At 61.9% G+C, this 15,721-nt stretch carries 15 protein-coding genes; 9 read left to right on the forward strand and 6 right to left on the reverse strand.

The features are described 5' to 3' along the window. Nucleotides 1-64: 64 nt before the first annotated feature. A complete protein-coding gene (locus AC1RL5_RS26750; RefSeq protein WP_492589404.1) occupies nt 65-634 on the reverse strand; it encodes a peroxiredoxin in 570 nt (189 codons plus the stop codon). A gap of 414 nt (nt 635-1,048) precedes the next feature. On the opposite strand from AC1RL5_RS26750, the gene AC1RL5_RS26755 reads away from it, so the two are divergent. The 5 genes from AC1RL5_RS26755 to AC1RL5_RS26775 all read left to right on the forward strand — a co-directional run bounded on the left by AC1RL5_RS26755 (nt 1,049) and on the right by AC1RL5_RS26775 (nt 5,651). Continuing rightward, nucleotides 1,049-1,216: a hypothetical protein gene (locus AC1RL5_RS26755; RefSeq protein WP_492589403.1), complete on the forward strand. Its 168-nt coding sequence runs from the start codon at nt 1,049-1,051 to the stop codon at nt 1,214-1,216. Nucleotides 1,217-1,663: 447 nt separating this feature from the next. Next, nucleotides 1,664-3,121 (forward strand): thiaminase II/PqqC family protein, encoded by a 1,458-nt coding sequence (locus AC1RL5_RS26760; protein ID WP_176876736.1) that lies wholly within the window; start codon nt 1,664-1,666, stop codon nt 3,119-3,121. Continuing rightward, on the forward strand, nt 3,118-4,020 hold the full coding sequence (locus tag AC1RL5_RS26765) for a hypothetical protein (RefSeq protein WP_145712484.1): 903 nt from the start codon (nt 3,118-3,120) through the stop codon (nt 4,018-4,020). Before AC1RL5_RS26760 ends, AC1RL5_RS26765 begins: the two co-directional genes overlap by 4 nt. Before the next feature lie 130 nt (nt 4,021-4,150). Further along, nucleotides 4,151-4,372: a DUF1127 domain-containing protein gene (locus AC1RL5_RS26770; protein WP_041119391.1), complete on the forward strand. Its 222-nt coding sequence runs from the start codon at nt 4,151-4,153 to the stop codon at nt 4,370-4,372. Nucleotides 4,373-4,436: 64 nt separating this feature from the next. After that, nucleotides 4,437-5,651, forward strand: a complete 1,215-nt coding sequence (locus AC1RL5_RS26775) for a winged helix-turn-helix domain-containing protein (RefSeq protein WP_093407882.1) — start codon at nt 4,437-4,439, stop codon at nt 5,649-5,651. Nucleotides 5,652-5,718: 67 nt separating this feature from the next. On the opposite strand, the gene AC1RL5_RS26780 is transcribed toward AC1RL5_RS26775, so the two are convergent. Further along, nucleotides 5,719-7,065, reverse strand: coding sequence for a class II 3-deoxy-7-phosphoheptulonate synthase (locus tag AC1RL5_RS26780; protein ID WP_093407887.1), 1,347 nt, complete (start codon nt 7,063-7,065; stop codon nt 5,719-5,721). A 162-nt stretch (nt 7,066-7,227) separates the two neighbouring features. Here AC1RL5_RS26780 and AC1RL5_RS26785 point away from each other — a divergent pair, with 162 nt between their 5' ends. Further along, nucleotides 7,228-7,983 (forward strand): spermidine synthase, encoded by a 756-nt coding sequence (locus tag AC1RL5_RS26785; protein ID WP_011062527.1) that lies wholly within the window; start codon nt 7,228-7,230, stop codon nt 7,981-7,983. A gap of 49 nt (nt 7,984-8,032) precedes the next feature. Here the strand turns inward: AC1RL5_RS26785 and AC1RL5_RS26790 are convergent, their stop codons facing one another. Then, nucleotides 8,033-8,824: a crotonase/enoyl-CoA hydratase family protein gene (locus tag AC1RL5_RS26790; RefSeq protein WP_015636533.1), complete on the reverse strand. Its 792-nt coding sequence runs from the start codon at nt 8,822-8,824 to the stop codon at nt 8,033-8,035. 420 nt (nt 8,825-9,244) lie between these two features. On the opposite strand from AC1RL5_RS26790, the gene AC1RL5_RS26795 reads away from it, so the two are divergent. Continuing rightward, a complete protein-coding gene (locus tag AC1RL5_RS26795) occupies nt 9,245-10,918 on the forward strand; it encodes a DEAD/DEAH box helicase (RefSeq protein WP_011062525.1) in 1,674 nt (557 codons plus the stop codon). Nucleotides 10,919-11,009: 91 nt separating this feature from the next. Here the strand turns inward: AC1RL5_RS26795 and AC1RL5_RS26800 are convergent, their stop codons facing one another. Further along, a complete protein-coding gene (locus AC1RL5_RS26800) occupies nt 11,010-11,777 on the reverse strand; it encodes a DODA-type extradiol aromatic ring-opening family dioxygenase (protein ID WP_053159698.1) in 768 nt (255 codons plus the stop codon). A 102-nt stretch (nt 11,778-11,879) separates the two neighbouring features. On the opposite strand from AC1RL5_RS26800, the gene AC1RL5_RS26805 reads away from it, so the two are divergent. Continuing rightward, nucleotides 11,880-12,548 (forward strand): thiopurine S-methyltransferase, encoded by a 669-nt coding sequence (locus tag AC1RL5_RS26805; RefSeq protein WP_072442864.1) that lies wholly within the window; start codon nt 11,880-11,882, stop codon nt 12,546-12,548. 63 nt (nt 12,549-12,611) lie between these two features. On the opposite strand, the gene htpX is transcribed toward AC1RL5_RS26805, so the two are convergent. After that, a complete protein-coding gene (gene htpX / locus AC1RL5_RS26810) occupies nt 12,612-13,499 on the reverse strand; it encodes a protease HtpX (protein WP_015636531.1) in 888 nt (295 codons plus the stop codon). Nucleotides 13,500-13,800: 301 nt separating this feature from the next. Continuing rightward, nucleotides 13,801-15,012, reverse strand: a complete 1,212-nt coding sequence (locus AC1RL5_RS26815; RefSeq protein WP_011062521.1) for a pyridoxal phosphate-dependent aminotransferase — start codon at nt 15,010-15,012, stop codon at nt 13,801-13,803. A 224-nt stretch (nt 15,013-15,236) separates the two neighbouring features. On the opposite strand from AC1RL5_RS26815, the gene msrB reads away from it, so the two are divergent. Then, nucleotides 15,237-15,629, forward strand: coding sequence for a peptide-methionine (R)-S-oxide reductase MsrB (gene msrB, locus AC1RL5_RS26820; protein ID WP_011062520.1), 393 nt, complete (start codon nt 15,237-15,239; stop codon nt 15,627-15,629). Nucleotides 15,630-15,721 lie beyond the last annotated feature (92 nt).

Here is a 15,721-nt window from a genome sequence, read left to right on the forward strand (position 1 = left end):
TCCTGAGATACATGGGGCAGGAAGCATTCCTGGGCCTGATCTTATTCCTCGAAAGGCCACGGCGTCATCCCTGGCGTTGCGCTTGCAGCCAGGCCAGCACCTGCCGGGCGTTCTGGTCCGGTGGAAACACCGGGTAGAACACCTTTTCGATCTGCCCGGCCTTGAGAATCAGAGTCAGGCGTTTCAGGAAGCGGGTGGCGTTCAATTCGAACATCGGCAGCCCCAGGGCCTCGGTCAATTGCCCCTGTGCATCGGAGAGCAGGGCAAAGGGCAGGTGCAGTCGCTCGACGGCTTCACGTTGATAGTCGCAGTCCTGGCTCGAGAGGCCGAACAGGTTCGCCGCCCCGGCGGCCGCGAGTTCCTCGGCCAGGTCGCGAAAGCCGCAGGACTGCGGGGTACAGCCGCGGGCGCCGGGGGTCATGTCCCAGCCCTCCAGCAGCGGCAAATCCGGTCGTCCCATGCGCGGGTAGACATAGAGCACCGTTATGCCGGGCAGCGTCGACAGGTCGACCCCTTCGCCCGAGGTGGAGGGCAATCGCAGCCCTGGCAAGTGCAGGCCTTGCAAGTGACGGGCTGCGCCATCGTCCTGGGGGGGCGGGATACGCGACCAGTCCACGCTCAGCATGTCTCTCATGACGCTTCCTCCTGATCAGTAGTGCTGGGCAATCGCAATAGGGATAGCTGGATAACAGAGTGTCGATAGTGCTCCTTCAGTTCAAGTAGTACTGCGGATAAATGATGTTCGATCCAGCAATTAATGCTCGTGGCTTTTATTGGTTTTGTCTTTGGCTTTAGTTGTGCTGTGTTATTGGCGATAAGCCTTATCGGTGCTGGCTATAAGTTTTCAAAAAGGTCTGGAGTGTTGGCTATAAGTTGTCGTTTGCTAATTTCGCTGCGCGATAAAAATCAATGAATATGCCCTGGGCCGATTAATGGTCAACTTTGTCGTTGTTTGGGTTTGCCTAAAGAAACATCCGCTACTAGTGTTGCGCTTGCCATGTACAGATGGTCTGTACTGGGATTGCGACCAACTTTGGAGGGTCCTTTCATGAACGTGAAAACGGAACACACTGAGCCAACCACTGCCGAGCTGACACAGCTCAAGACCAAGCTCAAGGCCGGCAAGCTGGCGCCGGAAGACCTCAAGGCGCTGGTGGGCCTGGTGGAACGTACGGAGAAGGCGGCGAAGCAACTTAGGGCAGCCATCGTCGAGTAAATGACGCTAACGCTTTGGAGGGCAGGATCAGAAATGGACCTCACTACTCGAACTACTCATATCGATATATCTGAACCGTTGCGTAGCCCTCCATTTTTAGCGCGCAGCACTATCGGCAGTCACTCGGTACTGCTGCTGGGAAGTCTGGAAGCGCCTATCTCTACACTTAGTGATAATGCTTTTATTGTCGAACGCATTGCCCAGAGTCTCAACTTGTCGGCGCTGGGCGCCCAGTTCAATGCGGAAGAAGTTATTTTTCTGCTGAACGAGCAATATACCGCTGCAGAAGAGTTTGTTTATGGTCACCCCATCTGGCGAAAGATAAGAGAGGGTGATCAAGCTGCGCTCTACGCTTATATCCTGGAAACCCGGCACTACCTGGCTGCCGCGGCCTCGAGGATGTGCCCCTCGGTCAGCCCGGGCATAGGGTTGTCGCCGATCTCCCTGATGCTGTCCAGGCATGCGCTGGAGGAGTGGGATCATGCGCAGTTCTTCAATGAGGCCCTGGAGCTGATCGGCTGTTCCGGCGACATGGTCAGGCTGGCCCGGCCTTTGCCCGCAACCCTGGAGTGGATTCACCTGTCCCGGCAGATCGCGGCCATGGGCGAGCTGGTGTCGGCGGCCTGCTCCGGTTTCATGGAGCACTCCTCGGTGGAGCAGGAGGCGGTGCTGGGTTGGCATGAGTTGCTGGTGGGCCACAACCTGTTGAGCCGCAAGGCGACAGACAAGGTGCTGGGGCATTTTTCCACCGACATCCAGTATGGGCATTCGGATAACTGGAAGAAGGCCGTGCGCACCCAGGACTGCTACCCCGCGCCGGTAGTGGCCACGGTGCTCAATGCAGTCTGCAGCCTCAGCGAAATGATCTACCGCTGGCTGACTGCGCTGGAGCAGGGATGTGCCAGCTCCATTGTCACCGCGGCCCAACTGGTGGCCGAGGAGGGGCTGGACCAACTGTTGCACGCCGCTGATTCGCCCCTGGACGTGGAAATTTTCCAGGGCCTGCCGGTCTGGCCGTCCAGTGTGATGAGCCTGGTCAACGGTGAGCGTTGCGGCGATGACAACCCTGCCGATACCGTCGTTGCGTCCTGCTATGCCCTGGGGCCGCGAATGACGCAACTGGTCATGAGCCCGGCGCCTTTTGGCGCACTGATCAGCCAGGTGCATGAGCAGTTGCTCAATGGCCAGAGCTCCAGCGCCGAGAGTGTGGCGGCCATCGAACAGATGACCACCGACTGGCTGGTATCGGTGGACGGCCACGGCCTGTGGCAACAGATGACCGAGGGCTGCGCAGATGAGCTGATCATCGGCTACATGCTGGAGAACTATCATTACCTGGCCTCGGCGACCCGACATGTCAGCCCGGCCATTGCCGCCTGTGCGGATGCGCGGATCCGCGAGAACCTGTTGCAGCACCTGCAGGATGAGCTGACCCACTGCGACATCCTCAAGCCCAGGCTGCGCGAACTGGGAGTCCGGCGCCCGGAAGCGATGCGACCCTTGCCGACCACCACTGCCTTTGTCGGTTATCTCAGCGACCTGGCACGGCATGACTGGAAGGGCTACCTGATCGGTTCGACCTATCTGCAAAAAAGCCTGAGCGAATGCCGTGGCGATGATCGTCACCTGCGTTTCTACTCGCAGGTGTCCGCCAACAACCCGCGCTGTGCAGCGTTGCTGGGGGCCATGGCGGCCCATGACGAACTGGATGACGAGCTGGGCCACGATCAGCGGCCGTCGCTCAACATCGAGTACCTGCTGGCGCGGGGCGACGTGGGCCGTGACTCGGTGGCACGTGCGGCCATGCTGCCGTCACTGGCCTGGAGCTTTCTGGATGGCATCCGCCAGCACTATTGCACCGGCAAGGACGCGGTGCTGCAGCGCCAGGCCTGGAGCGCAACATGAACCAGCCCTATTTCCAGAACCTGGAGCCCCTGGCGCAGTTGCAGGAATTGTTATTCGAGCGTGATGACTTCGAGGCCCTGGCCAGGCGCTTGCCAGAACCCAGGATGGCTCTGGAAAAGTGGCGCGATGTGTTGCATGGCGAGCTCCTGTCGCTGTTTCGCTGGGGGCTGATTCGCGCCAGGGAGAGCCTGGATGACCAGGGGGCGGGTCAGGGCTATGGCCAGGAAGTCCTGTGCCTGCTGCCCTATTACGGCTTTTGTCTGCATGCAATCCGCCGCGCCGCGCCCTTTGCCTTGATGGGCATACCCACCACGGTGTCGGTGCGTCACGACCGTTATCAGGAGGCCAGTGCAGTGATTGGCGAGTTGGCGGCCGTGCTTGGCGTACAGGATTGGCTGCGGGTCAGTGAGGAATCCTCGGCAGAGCTGGTGCGGCAGTTTCATGGGCGCGATGGCCTGATCGTGCTCACCGGCAAGCAGTCCACCTACAGCAGCCTGCGCAACCACTACCCGGACGCGCGGATCATTGCTGCAACCGGCTGTTGCGGGGTGGTCCTGTCGGTGGAGGAGCAGCCGGCCCGCGTCATCGAGGAACAGCGCCAGGAACACCGGTTGCCGGTCAGTTGCAGTAACCATGGCTACACCGTCCTTGCCGAAGCCCTGACCCCGCAGGCGGCGGTGCTGGCCATCAACGGCGCCCGGCCCGCGGTCAGCAGCACGGTGCAAGAGTTGCTCGGGCAACTGCACCCGTCCATTGTCCTGACTCCCCCTTCGGCTCTGCCGTTGCCCGATGATCTTGGCGGCTACAGCCTGCTGGCCTGTGAAGAGTCGGCGGCGGCCAGCCTCGATGGTTTCGGTCGCGACCCACTGGGCGGCTGGCCCGGGGATTACCGGATCTGAAAGCGGTCCCTGGAAACACCGGTGGGGAACCAGGGCATCAAACTCTGAGATGTATTGCATAAGAAACATTCGTTGGATTGATCCTTGTTCGGGGAAGAGACTGTGCTCATCCCCACTGGAGGACAGGATCATGAAAGCGCAAAAGGGTTATCTGCTGGTTCACAAACTGCCAATTCAGGCGTTGTCGTTACGTGCACTATGGCGCCAGGTGGTCCGCTGGCACGAGTTGGCGCAGGAGCGCCGGATGCTTGCCGGCCTGAGCGATTCGGCCCTGCATGACCTGGGGTTGAGCCGGGCGGATGTGGAGCATGAAGCGGTCCGCCCGTTCTGGGACGATCCGATGCACAAATAACCCGGTGGCCACTACACAAGCCGGTCCAGGGTGCGCTAGCGTGCGGGCAGACCAGGAGACGCTCATGCCCGCACTACCTTCTTTCTCGCTAAAGCAGGCCCGCCGGCTGGCGCTGGCCGCCCAAGGCTTCGGCGGGCGCCAGCCGCCGGCATCGATCAAGGCCTCCCGACTCAATCAGCAGATCGAGCGCCTGGGCCTGTTGCAGATCGATTCGGTCAACGCCCTGGTGCGCGCCCATTACTTGCCGCTGTTTTCCCGTCTTGGCAGTTATCCACAGCAGCTGCTCGATCAGGCCGCCTGGAGCCAGGGGCGCCAGCGCACCTTGTTCGAGTACTGGGGGCATGAGGCCTCGCTGCTGCCGATGTCCATGTACCCCTTGATGCGCTGGCGCATGCAGCGTGCACGCCAGGGGCAGGGTATCTACTCGCAACTGGCGCGTTTCGGCCAGGAACGCCAGGCCACTCTGCGCCGGGTGCTGGCGGCCGTGGAGCAGCAGGGCGCGCTGGGGGCCGGCAGCCTCTCCACCCGCGAAGAACGGGCCGGCCCCTGGTGGGACTGGAGCGATGAGAAGCATGCCCTGGAATGGCTGTTCGCTGCCGGTGAGGTGACGGTGTCCGGCCGCCGCGGTTTCGAGCGTCTGTATGACTTGCCGGAACGAGTGATCCCGGCGGCGATCCTCCAGCAGATGCCGTTGGAGGAAGCCCAGGCCCAGCGCCGGTTGCTGCTGCAGGCGGCCGGGGCACTGGGGGTAGCCACGGAAAAGGACCTGCGGGACTACTTTCGCCTCGATCCCGGCGATAGTCGCGCGCGGCTTGCTGAGTTGTGCGAGTCCGGCGAACTGCTGGGCTGTGAGGTCCAGGGCTGGAAGCAAAGTGCCTATTGCCTGCCCGAGGCGCGGGTGCCGCGCAAGGTCGAAGCCAGCGCGCTGTTGTCACCTTTCGATTCCCTGATCTGGGAGCGTAGCCGTACCGAGCGGCTGTTCGATTTCCGCTACCGCCTGGAGATCTACACGCCTGAGCACAAGCGGGTCTATGGCTATTATGTGCTGCCGTTCCTGCACAACGAGCGGATTGCCGCCCGGGTCGACCTGCGGGCGGAGCGGGCCCAGGGGCGTCTGGCGGTGCACGCGGTGCATGAGGAGCCATTCGGTCTGGACGACGAGGGTGTCCGGGCATTGGCCCTGCAATTGCGAAAGATGGCCGACTGGCTGGGGTTGGAACAGATTCAGCTCAATTGCCAGCGTGATGGCGCGCGACGCCTGCGTGAGGTGCTGGGGTGAAGAGCTTCGCGGGCCAGCCCGCTCCTACACAGCCCTTGCAGGAGCGGGTTTGCCGGCGAAAGCGCTCTTAGCGTTTGACCTGCTTCAAGGTCTCGGCAATCAGGAAGGCCAGTTCCAGAGACTGGTCGGCATTCATCCGCGGGTCGCAATGGGTGTGGTAACGGTCCGACAAGCCATCCTCGGTAATCGGCCGGGCACCGCCGATGCATTCGGTGACGTTCTGCCCGGTCATCTCGATATGGATGCCACCGGCATAGCTGCCTTCGGCCTGGTGGACCTGGAAGAACTGCTTGACCTCGGTGAGGATCTGCGCGAAATCCCGGGTCTTGTAGCCGCTGCTGGCCTTGATGGTGTTGCCGTGCATCGGGTCCGAGCTCCACAGCACCTGCTTGCCTTCGCTTTCCACCGCGCGAATCAGCTGTGGCAGGTGATCGCCAACCTTGTTCGCCCCCATGCGCACGATCAGGTTGAGGCGGCCGGGATCGTTTTCCGGGTTGAGGATATCGATCAGGCGGATCAGTTCGTCGGTGTTCATGCTCGGGCCGACCTTGACCCCGATCGGGTTATTCACCCCGCGCAGGAACTCCACGTGGGCGCCGTCCAGTTGCCGGGTGCGATCGCCGATCCACAGCATGTGCGCCGAGCAGTCGTAGTAGTCGTTGGTCAGGCTGTCGCGGCGCACGAAGGCTTCTTCATAGTTGAGCAGCAACGCTTCGTGGGCGGTGAAGAAGCTGGTTTCGCGCAGTTGCGGCGCGCTGTCCAGGCCGCAGGCACGCATGAAGGCCAGGGTTTCGTCGATGCGGTCTGCCAGTTGGCTGTACTTCTCGGCCAGGGCCGAGTTGGCGATGAAGTCCAGGTTCCACTTGTGCACCTGGTGCAGGTCGGCGAAACCGCCCTGGGCGAAGGCTCGCAGCAGGTTGAGGGTGGCGGTGGCCTGGTGGTAGGACTGCAGCAGGCGGTCGGGGTCCGGCCCCCGGCTTTTTTCATCGAAGCCGATGCCGTTGACGATGTCGCCGCGATAGGCCGGCAAGGTCACGCCATTGATGGTTTCATCGTTGGCCGAGCGCGGCTTGGCGAACTGGCCGGCCATGCGCCCGACCTTGACCACCGGGCAGCCGGCGGCAAAGGTCATGACGATGGCCATCTGCAGCAGCACCTTGAAGGTGTCGCGAATCTTCGCCGCGGAGAATTCGGCGAAGCTCTCGGCACAATCGCCACCCTGCAACAGGAACGCCCGGCCCTGGGTGACTTCGGCAAACTGGCGACGCAACTCCCGGGCTTCACCGGCAAACACCAGCGGTGGATAACTGGCCAGGCTTTGCTCGACCTGCAGCAGGTGCGCGGCATCGGGGTAGTGGGGTTGTTGCTGGATCGGCAGGGCGCGCCAGCTGTCGGGGCTCCAGGGTTGGCTCATCGCGGACTCGAGTGCTTTAACGGTGGGAGGGGCATGTTAGCAGCAAATTAGTGCGTGACCTGCTCCTCTCGCTTGGCCGACAATCGCGCCTTTCCCGCTCGCTGCCGAGCGGTTGGTTTATCGCGCCGGCAAGGTTCTGTGCCCGCGCGGCTAGGAGATGAAATGACTGAGGAGCGCGTCGAGCGCCTGCTCGCCGAAGTGCATGACGAATTCGGCATGATCCGGGTCCTGGAAGTGGCGGACTATCGTTTTCTCGAATTTGGCGATGCCATCGAGCAAAGCTGTGTGTTCACGGCGGACCCCAGTTGGCTGGAGTACGACTACACCCGGGCCATGCTGATCGGTGCCCTGTGCCATGAGGCGCCGGAGAGCGCGTTGTTTCTCGGGCTGGGCGCCGGCACCCTGACCCAGGCCTGCCTGAAGTTCCTGCCCCTGGAAGATGTGGAAGCCATCGAACTGCGACCGGACGTGCCGCGCCTGGCTATCGAGTACCTGGGGCTGGACGACGATCCGCGTCTATATATAAGAGTCGGCGATGCCCTGGAGCTGCTGGACAGTGCTGAATCCGCCGACCTGATCTTCGTCGACCTGTACACCGACGTCGGCCCCGGCGTCGGGCATCTGGCCTGGGGGTTTCTGGAGAACTGCCAGAAGCGCCTCAACCCCGGCGGCTGGCTGGTGATCAACCAGTGGGCCACCGATGATGGCAAGCCCTTGGGCGCCGCCCTGTTGCGCGGGCTCTATCACCGCCATTACTGGGAGTTGCCGGTGAAGGAGGGCAACGTGATTCTGATCGTGCCGTCCGACCTCGACCAAGAGCTGGACCTGCCAGGCCTGAATGCCCGGGCCCAAGCCCTGGCCCCACGCTTGGGCTACTCCCTGCAACCCTTGATCAAGGCGATCCGCCCGGCCACATAAGCCCTTGCTGGCGCCGGCTGGCCGGCGAAGCCGATCTGCCGGCCCCTGTTCAACAGCCCTTGAACACCCCGGGCCGTTTTTCGATCATCGCTCGCACGCCCTCTTTGGCGTCCTCACTGTTCATCAGTTTGTGCACCAGCGGCGCCAGCCCCTGGGCGGCCACCGTTTCCCCTTCGAGCCTGGCCTGGCGTGCCGACATCAGAGTCGCCTGCACCCCCAACGGTGCCTGGCGGGCAATCCGTTCGGCCAGTTCGATAGCCCGGGGCAGCAGGTCTTCGCTGGCCATGACCTCCTGCACCAGGCCCAGGCGCAGGGCTTCATGGGCATCGAATTCGTCCCCGGTCAGCAGCCAGCGCATGGCATTGCCCCAGCCGGCCAGTTGATGCAGGCGCAGGGTCGCGCCGCCGAAAGGGAAGATTCCGCGTTGCACCTCCATTTGCGCGAAGCGGGTATTGCTGGCGCAGAGATTGATGTCGGAGGCCAGCATCAGCTCGATGCCGATGGTCAGGCAGTAGCCTTGTACGGCGACGATCACCGGCTTGTTCACCCGTGGGCCGCTGAACACGCCCCAGGGGTCGCAGCCACCGGCTGGTGCTTGCCAGCCCTGGGCCAGGGCGGCGCCGACATTGGCCAGGTCCAGGCCTGCGGTGAAGTGCTCGCCGTGGCCGAACACCACCGCCACTCGCGCCTCGCTGCTGGCTTCGAACTCGCCGTAGGCCAGGCTCAACTGGTTGAGCAGCTCGAGGTCGAAGGCATTGCGCTTGGCCACCCGGTCCAGGCCGATAAGGAACAGGTGACCACGTAGTTCACGGCTGACACGGCTGGCACTGGGCTGATTCATGAGCGCTGTCCTGGGAATAAAGAGGGGAGGTTGGCGCGGGCGGTTTCGTGCACAAAGGTGAACCGTTTAAGCGCGATGACCAACAGCGCCGGGCCTGAGCAAAATAGCGCGCCGCCGAAGTCTGCGCAAAGCCCATGACAATCGGGTGTTCAGCGGATTTTTCCGATAAAAAAAACTCCCTTTTTTGAGTAATTCCGGTATAGTGCGCGCCGGCCTTTAGCCGGGCCACGTTTAGGTAATGCAATTCCCCGAAGTCAGCTTCGGCTGCTTGTCCGCTGCGCGGACTATCCTTGACGATCCATTCATCCAATCGTTTTCGCAAATCCCCGCCGACAAAGCTGCCAGGGTGACTCTTGAGTCTTACACGGCATGCGCAGCTTTGGAGCATGGGTCTTTGCGGATGCACTTAGAGGCAGACCCATGACCCAGGAAATCGGCGGCTTCGCCGCTCTTGAACTTCATCCCAATATTGTCGCTGCAGTAGTCGCTACCGGCTATGAAGAGCCTTCGGCTATTCAGCAGCAGTCGATCCCGATCATCCTTGCCGGTCACGATATGATTGGTCAGGCGCAAACCGGTACCGGTAAGACCGCTGCCTTTGCCCTGCCTATCCTGCACCGCATTGATCCGTCCAAGCGCGAGCCGCAAGCTCTGATCCTGGCCCCAACCCGTGAGTTGGCGCTGCAAGTAGCAACCGCTTTCGAAACCTACGCCAAGCAAATGCCGGGCGTGACTGTTGTGGCCGTCTACGGCGGTGCGCCGATGGGCCCACAACTGAAAGCAATCCGTAATGGCGCACAGATCGTTGTCGCCACTCCGGGTCGTCTGTGCGACCACCTGCGTCGCGACGAAAAAGTCCTGGCCACCGTGAACCACCTGGTTCTCGACGAAGCCGACGAGATGCTCAAGCTGGGCTTCATGGATGACCTGGAAGTGATCTTCAAGGCCATGCCGGAGACCCGCCAGACCGTACTGTTCTCGGCCACCCTGCCGCAGTCGATCCGGGCCATCGCCGAGCGTCACCTGAAGGACCCTAAACACGTCAAGATCCAGAGCAAGACCCAGACCGTCACCGCAATCGAGCAGGCTCACCTGCTGGTTCACGCCGACCAGAAGACCTCTGCCGTTCTGAGCCTGCTGGAAGTTGAAGATTTCGACGCCCTGATCATGTTCGTGCGCACCAAGCAAGCGACCCTGGACCTGGCCAGTGCCCTGGAAGCCAAAGGCTACAAAGCCGCTGCGCTGAACGGCGACATCGCCCAGAACCAGCGTGAGCGCGTGATCGACTCCCTCAAGGATGGCCGCCTGGACATCGTTGTGGCGACCGACGTAGCCGCCCGTGGTCTGGACGTACCGCGCATCACCCACGTATTCAACGTGGACATGCCTTACGACCCGGAATCCTACGTGCACCGTATCGGCCGTACCGGCCGTGCCGGTCGCGAAGGCCGCGCGCTGCTGCTGGTGACTCCACGTGAGCGCCGCATGCTGCAAGTGATCGAGCGTGTAACCGGTCAGAAGGTTGCCGAAGTTCGCCTGCCGGACGCCCAAGCCGTTCTCGATGCCCGCATCAAGAAGCTGACCAACAGCCTGTCGCCGCTGGTGGCTGATGCTGAAGCGACCCACGGTGATCTGCTCGATCGCCTGACCGCCGACATCGGTTGCAGCCCGCGTGCCCTGGCCGCAGCCCTGCTGCGCAAGGCTACCAACGGTCAAGCGCTGAACCTGGCCGCGATCGAGAAAGAGCGTCCACTGGTGCCCAACAGCGCCCCACGTGGCGATCGTCCTGAGCGTTCCGGTGACCGTCCTGATCGTGGTGACCGTGAGCGTCGCGCGCCAATGCCTCTGGGCGAAGGTCGTGCACGCTGCCGCACCGCGCTGGGTGCCCGTGACGGCATCGCTGCCAAGAACCTTCTGGGCGCGATCCTCAATGAAGGCGGCCTGGCCCGTGAAGCTATCGGCCGCATCCAGGTGCGTGACAGCTTCAGCCTGGTCGAGCTGCCGGAGGACGGTCTGGACCGCCTGCTGACCAAGCTCAAGGACACTCGCGTTGCCGGCAAGCAACTGAAGCTGCGTCGCTATCGCGAAGATTGATCGGCCCCTGGGCTGATTGATCAGGCATAAAAAATCCCCGACTGGTTCGGGGATTTTTTTTGCCTGTCATTTGCCTTGGCGCTGGCGGCCATCAGCCAAATCGGTAGATGTCCATGCCCAGGGCGCCCAGGGTGAAGCCCTGGTGGGCCACGCTGAATTCGCCACCGGCGCCCCGGGCGAAATACAGCGGCAGCAGGTGTTCATCACTGGGGTGGCTGCGCACGGCATTCGGTGCCTGCTGGCGGTAGTCGTGCAGGGCCGCCTGGTCATCGGCCGCCAGCTTGTCGATCATCCAGTCGCGAAAGGCCTTGGCCCAGGGTTCGACGCTTTCCGGGCCAGCGTGCCAGTCCAGGTCCCGCAGGTTGTGGGTGATGCTGCCGGAGCCGATCAGCAACACGCCCTGTTCCCGCAGGCCCGCGAGGGCATGGCCGATACGGGTCTGCAGGGCCGGGCCCAGGCGGCTGGGCAGAGACAGCTGGACCACCGGGATGTCCGCCTGCGGGTACATCAGCGACAGCGGTACCCAGGTGCCGTGGTCGAAGGGGCGCTGGCTGTCCAGTTGGGCGGGCAGGCCTTCGGCCTGGAGCAGCTCCACTACCTGGGCTGCCAGTTCCGGATCGCCCGGGGCCGGGTATTGCACGGCAAACAGCGCGGCGGGGAAGCCGCCAAAGTCGTGCCAGGTTTCCGGGTGCGGGTTGCAACTGACCCGCAGATCGGAGCTTTCCCAGTGGGCCGAGACCACCAGGATCGCCCTGGGCCGGGGCAGCTCGGCTGCCAGGCGAGCCAGGGCCGGGCCGCTGGCGCCGGGTTCCAGCGCCAGCATGGGAGAGCCGTGGGAGATGAACAGGCTGGGAAGCATGAAGAGGCTCCTGAAGGTTAAGATGCGCCATCTTCAATCAGATCAATGATCTAAATCTAATATAAGTTTTAGCGCTTTTTGATCGAATTTTAAGGACTTCTCATGCAAGCGGACTTTTGGCAAAAGCGCTGGGAGCGCGATCAGATCGGCTTTCACCTGGCAGAGGTCAACCCTTACCTGCAGCAGTACTGGCCGGCCTTGGGCCTGGCGGCGCAAAGCCGCGTGCTGGTGCCCTTGTGCGGCAAGAGCCTGGACCTGATCTGGCTTGCCGACCAAGGGTTCGAGGTGCTGGGCATCGAACTGGCGGAAAAGGCGGTGGAGGATTTCTTTCGTGAGCACCAGTTGCAGCCGCAGATCAGCCAGCACGGGGTGTTCAAGGTCTACGCCCACGGGCCCATTGAGCTCTGGTGCGGTGATTTCTTTGCCCTGACCGCCGAGGACACCGCTGATTGCACGGCCCTGTATGACCGTGCAGCCATGATTGCCTTGCCCTCGCCCATGCGACAGCGCTATGCCGCTCACCTCAATGGCCTGTTGCCGAATGGCAGCAAGGGGCTGCTGATCACCATGGATTACGCCCAGGAGCAGTTGGACGGCCCGCCATTTGCGGTGCTCGACGATGAGGTCCGGCAACGTCTGGGGGGCGTCTGGCAACTGCAGGTAGAAACGGAGCGCGACATTCTTGGCGAGAGCTGGAAGTTTCTCCAGGGTGGCGTGACCCGGCTGGTGGAGAGGGTCTATCGCCTGAGCAAGCAGGGTACCGCGAGATAGGTTTTTGGCGGCCAAGCAAAAGGGCGACTTGCGTCGCCCTTTTGGGTATTGCCTTGCAGTGGATCAGCCGCGACGACGCAGGGCCTCGATACGCTCTTCCAGAGGAGGGTGGCTCATGAACATGCGAGCCAGGCCCTGCTTGATGCCACCGTTGATGCCGAAGGCATTCAGGGTGTCGGGCATGTGCACCGGCAGGCCCTGTTCCGAACGCAGGCGCTGCAGCGCGCCGATCATCGCGTTGGTGCCGGCCAGGCGGGCGCCGGCTTCGTCGGCGCGGTATTCGCGTTTGCGCGAGAACCACATGACGATGGCGCTGGCCAGGATACCCAGAACCAGTTCGGCGAAGATGGTCGCCACGTAGTAGGCGATGCCCTGGCCTTCTTCGTTCTTGAAGATCACCTTGTCGACGAAGTTGCCGATGATCCGTGCGAAGAACATCACGAAAGTGTTCACCACACCCTGGATCAGTGCCAGGGTCACCATGTCACCGTTGGCGACGTGGCCGATCTCGTGGGCCAGCACGGCTTTCACTTCATCGGGCGAAAAACGTTCCAGAAGGCCCTGGCTGACGGCTACCAGCGCATCATTCTTGTTCCAGCCGGTGGCAAAGGCGTTGGCCTCATAGGCTGGGAAAATACCCACTTCGGGCATCTTGATGCCCGCTTCGCGGGACAGTTGCTCGACGGTCTGCAGCAACCATTGCTCATGGCGGGTGCGCGGTTGGGTGATGATCTGCGTGCTGGTGCTCATCTTCGCCATCCACTTGGAGATGAACAGCGAGAACAGCGAACCGGCAAAACCGAAGACCGCACAGAAAATCAGCAGCTGATTGAGGTTCAGATCAACCCCATTGGCCGCCATGAACCCGTTGAAGCCGAAAAGGCTCAGGGTGATGCTGGCAATCAGCACGACCGCAAGGTTAGTGGCCAAAAACAGCAGGATTCGCATCATGGTTGTAGAAATCTCCTCAAGCTAAAGATGTAGCGTACTGCGGGGTATATAAGGTGCGACAACCGCCTATTCAATACGGCTTCTATTTCAAACTGTGTCGCACAGGCCGGGTCTAGACGCTTGTAGTTCAACGCCATGAGCCAACGCCAGGGCGGCCGCCACCCGGCTGCGGTGCAGAGGTGTGACAGTGGGCGGGACGGAAAGTGCAAGCTTATAGAAGGGGAGTGGAGCAGGGCAGTGAAGATGTGTTGCTGAATTAATCGCAGTGCGACCAGAGAAGGATCGCACTGCGATTTTTCCGTTACTGGCGGTAGGACTTGAGGAAGCTGCCGATCCGACCAATGGCCTGCTCCAGGTCATCCACCCGCGGCAGGGTCACGACGCGGAAGTGATCCGGCCATGGCCAGTTGAAGGCCGTGCCTTGCACCACCAGGAGCTTTTCCGAGAGCAGCAGGTCGAGGACGAACTTCTCGTCGTTGTGGATCGGGCAGATCTTCGGGTCGATCCGCGGGAAGGCATACAGCGCGCCCATGGGCTTGACGCAACTGACTCCGGGAATGTCGTTGAGCAGTTCCCAGGTGCGGTTGCGCTGTTCCAGCAGGCGGCCCGGGGGCAGCACCAGGTCGTTGATGCTCTGGTAGCCGCCCAGTGCGGTCTGGATGGCGTGCTGGCTGGGCACGTTGGCGCACAGGCGCATGTTGGCCAGCATGTCGATGCCTTCGATGTAGCTCTGGGCGTGCTGCTTGGGACCGGAAATGGCCACCCAGCCGGAACGGAAACCAGCTACCCGATAGGACTTGGACAGGCCATTGAAGGTCAGGCACAGCAGGTCCGGGGCCAGCGAGGCGGTGCAGATGTGTACGGCGTCGTCGTAGAGGATCTTGTCGTAGATCTCGTCCGAGAACACCACCAGGTTGTGCTGGCGGGCCAGCTCCAGCATGCCCAGCAGCACTTCCCTGGGGTAGACGGCGCCGGTGGGGTTGTTCGGGTTGATGATCACCAGGGCCTTGGTGTTCGGGGTGATCTTGGCCTTGATGTCGGCCAGGTCCGGCCACCAGTTGGCCTGCTCGTCGCACAGGTAGTGCACCGGGTTGCCGCCGGCCAGGCTCACCGCGGCGGTCCACAGCGGGTAGTCGGGGGCCGGCACCAGCACTTCGTCGCCGTTGTTGAGCAGGGCCTGCATGGCCATCACGATCAGTTCGGAAACACCGTTGCCCAGGTAGATGTCTTCAATGCCGATACCTTCCACCTGCTTCTGCTGGTAGTACTGCATCACCGCCTTGCGGGCACTGAACAGGCCCTTGGAGTCGCTGTAGCCCTGGGCAGTGGGCAGGTTGCGGATCACGTCCTGGAGAATTTCGTCCGGCGCTTCGAAACCAAAGGGCGCCGGGTTGCCGATATTCAGCTTGAGGATGCGGTGGCCTTCCTCTTCCAGACGTTTGGCGTGCTTGAGCACTGGGCCGCGAATGTCATAACAGACGTTGGCGAGCTTGTTCGATTTGCTGACCTGCATGGCGATGTGTTCCCGAAAATGAACGATCCAGGCGGAGGATGAACTACCGTACTGGGAATCCTGCCGTGTCACACCGGCCTGTAACCCGCACCGGCTGCGGCAAAATCCGTTTGAATGGGTGTAACGCGGCTGCCAGACTGGCGTCTGACGAGGCGCAATCATACGTGCCGCCCGATCCGTGGAAAAGACACAGATCGGGCTTTTTCCGTTGCAGAGGAAGGACCATGGAAAAGCTGGAAAAAACCCTGGAAGAATGGCGGTCGATGCTCGACCCGGAGCAGTACAACGTCTGCCGGCTCAAGGGCACCGAACGGCCCTTCTCGGGCAAGTACAACGGCACCAAGACCGATGGGGTCTATCACTGCATCTGCTGCAATGAGCCGCTGTTCGATTCCAAGGCCAAGTTCGATTCCGGGTGTGGCTGGCCGAGTTTCTACGAGCCCATTGCCGACAGCGCCATGGTGGAGATCCGTGACATGAGCCACGGCATGATCCGTACCGAAGTGGTCTGCGCCAAGTGCGACGCGCACTTGGGCCACGTGTTCCCGGACGGCCCGCCGCCCACCGGCCTGCGTTACTGCATCAACTCGGTGTGCCTGGACCTGGTGCCGCGCTGACCGGTTGGCGATTCTTCGGAATCGCCTTTTGTTCAATTAAATTGCATGCAATTTAATTGAGCGCTATTTTGCTGCCTCTTACTTCCACACAT

It is taken from the genome of Pseudomonas sp. GW822-FHT06D10, from assembly GCF_058799535.1.

What these genes read in the sequence shown, in the direction of transcription:
- AC1RL5_RS26750 (WP_492589404.1), bottom strand. Translation starts at nt 634, where the DNA reads ATGAGAGACATGCTGAGCGTGGACTGGTCGCGTATCCCGCCCCCCCAG.
- AC1RL5_RS26755 (WP_492589403.1), top strand. Translation starts at nt 1,049, where the DNA reads ATGAACGTGAAAACGGAACACACTGAGCCAACCACTGCCGAGCTGACA.
- AC1RL5_RS26760 (WP_176876736.1), top strand. Translation starts at nt 1,664, where the DNA reads ATGCTGTCCAGGCATGCGCTGGAGGAGTGGGATCATGCGCAGTTCTTC.
- AC1RL5_RS26765 (WP_145712484.1), top strand. Translation starts at nt 3,118, where the DNA reads ATGAACCAGCCCTATTTCCAGAACCTGGAGCCCCTGGCGCAGTTGCAG.
- AC1RL5_RS26770 (WP_041119391.1), top strand. Translation starts at nt 4,151, where the DNA reads ATGAAAGCGCAAAAGGGTTATCTGCTGGTTCACAAACTGCCAATTCAG.
- AC1RL5_RS26775 (WP_093407882.1), top strand. Translation starts at nt 4,437, where the DNA reads ATGCCCGCACTACCTTCTTTCTCGCTAAAGCAGGCCCGCCGGCTGGCG.
- AC1RL5_RS26780 (WP_093407887.1), bottom strand. Translation starts at nt 7,065, where the DNA reads ATGAGCCAACCCTGGAGCCCCGACAGCTGGCGCGCCCTGCCGATCCAG.
- AC1RL5_RS26785 (WP_011062527.1), top strand. Translation starts at nt 7,228, where the DNA reads ATGACTGAGGAGCGCGTCGAGCGCCTGCTCGCCGAAGTGCATGACGAA.
- AC1RL5_RS26790 (WP_015636533.1), bottom strand. Translation starts at nt 8,824, where the DNA reads ATGAATCAGCCCAGTGCCAGCCGTGTCAGCCGTGAACTACGTGGTCAC.
- AC1RL5_RS26795 (WP_011062525.1), top strand. Translation starts at nt 9,245, where the DNA reads ATGACCCAGGAAATCGGCGGCTTCGCCGCTCTTGAACTTCATCCCAAT.
- AC1RL5_RS26800 (WP_053159698.1), bottom strand. Translation starts at nt 11,777, where the DNA reads ATGCTTCCCAGCCTGTTCATCTCCCACGGCTCTCCCATGCTGGCGCTG.
- AC1RL5_RS26805 (WP_072442864.1), top strand. Translation starts at nt 11,880, where the DNA reads ATGCAAGCGGACTTTTGGCAAAAGCGCTGGGAGCGCGATCAGATCGGC.
- htpX (WP_015636531.1), bottom strand. Translation starts at nt 13,499, where the DNA reads ATGATGCGAATCCTGCTGTTTTTGGCCACTAACCTTGCGGTCGTGCTG.
- AC1RL5_RS26815 (WP_011062521.1), bottom strand. Translation starts at nt 15,012, where the DNA reads ATGCAGGTCAGCAAATCGAACAAGCTCGCCAACGTCTGTTATGACATT.
- msrB (WP_011062520.1), top strand. Translation starts at nt 15,237, where the DNA reads ATGGAAAAGCTGGAAAAAACCCTGGAAGAATGGCGGTCGATGCTCGAC.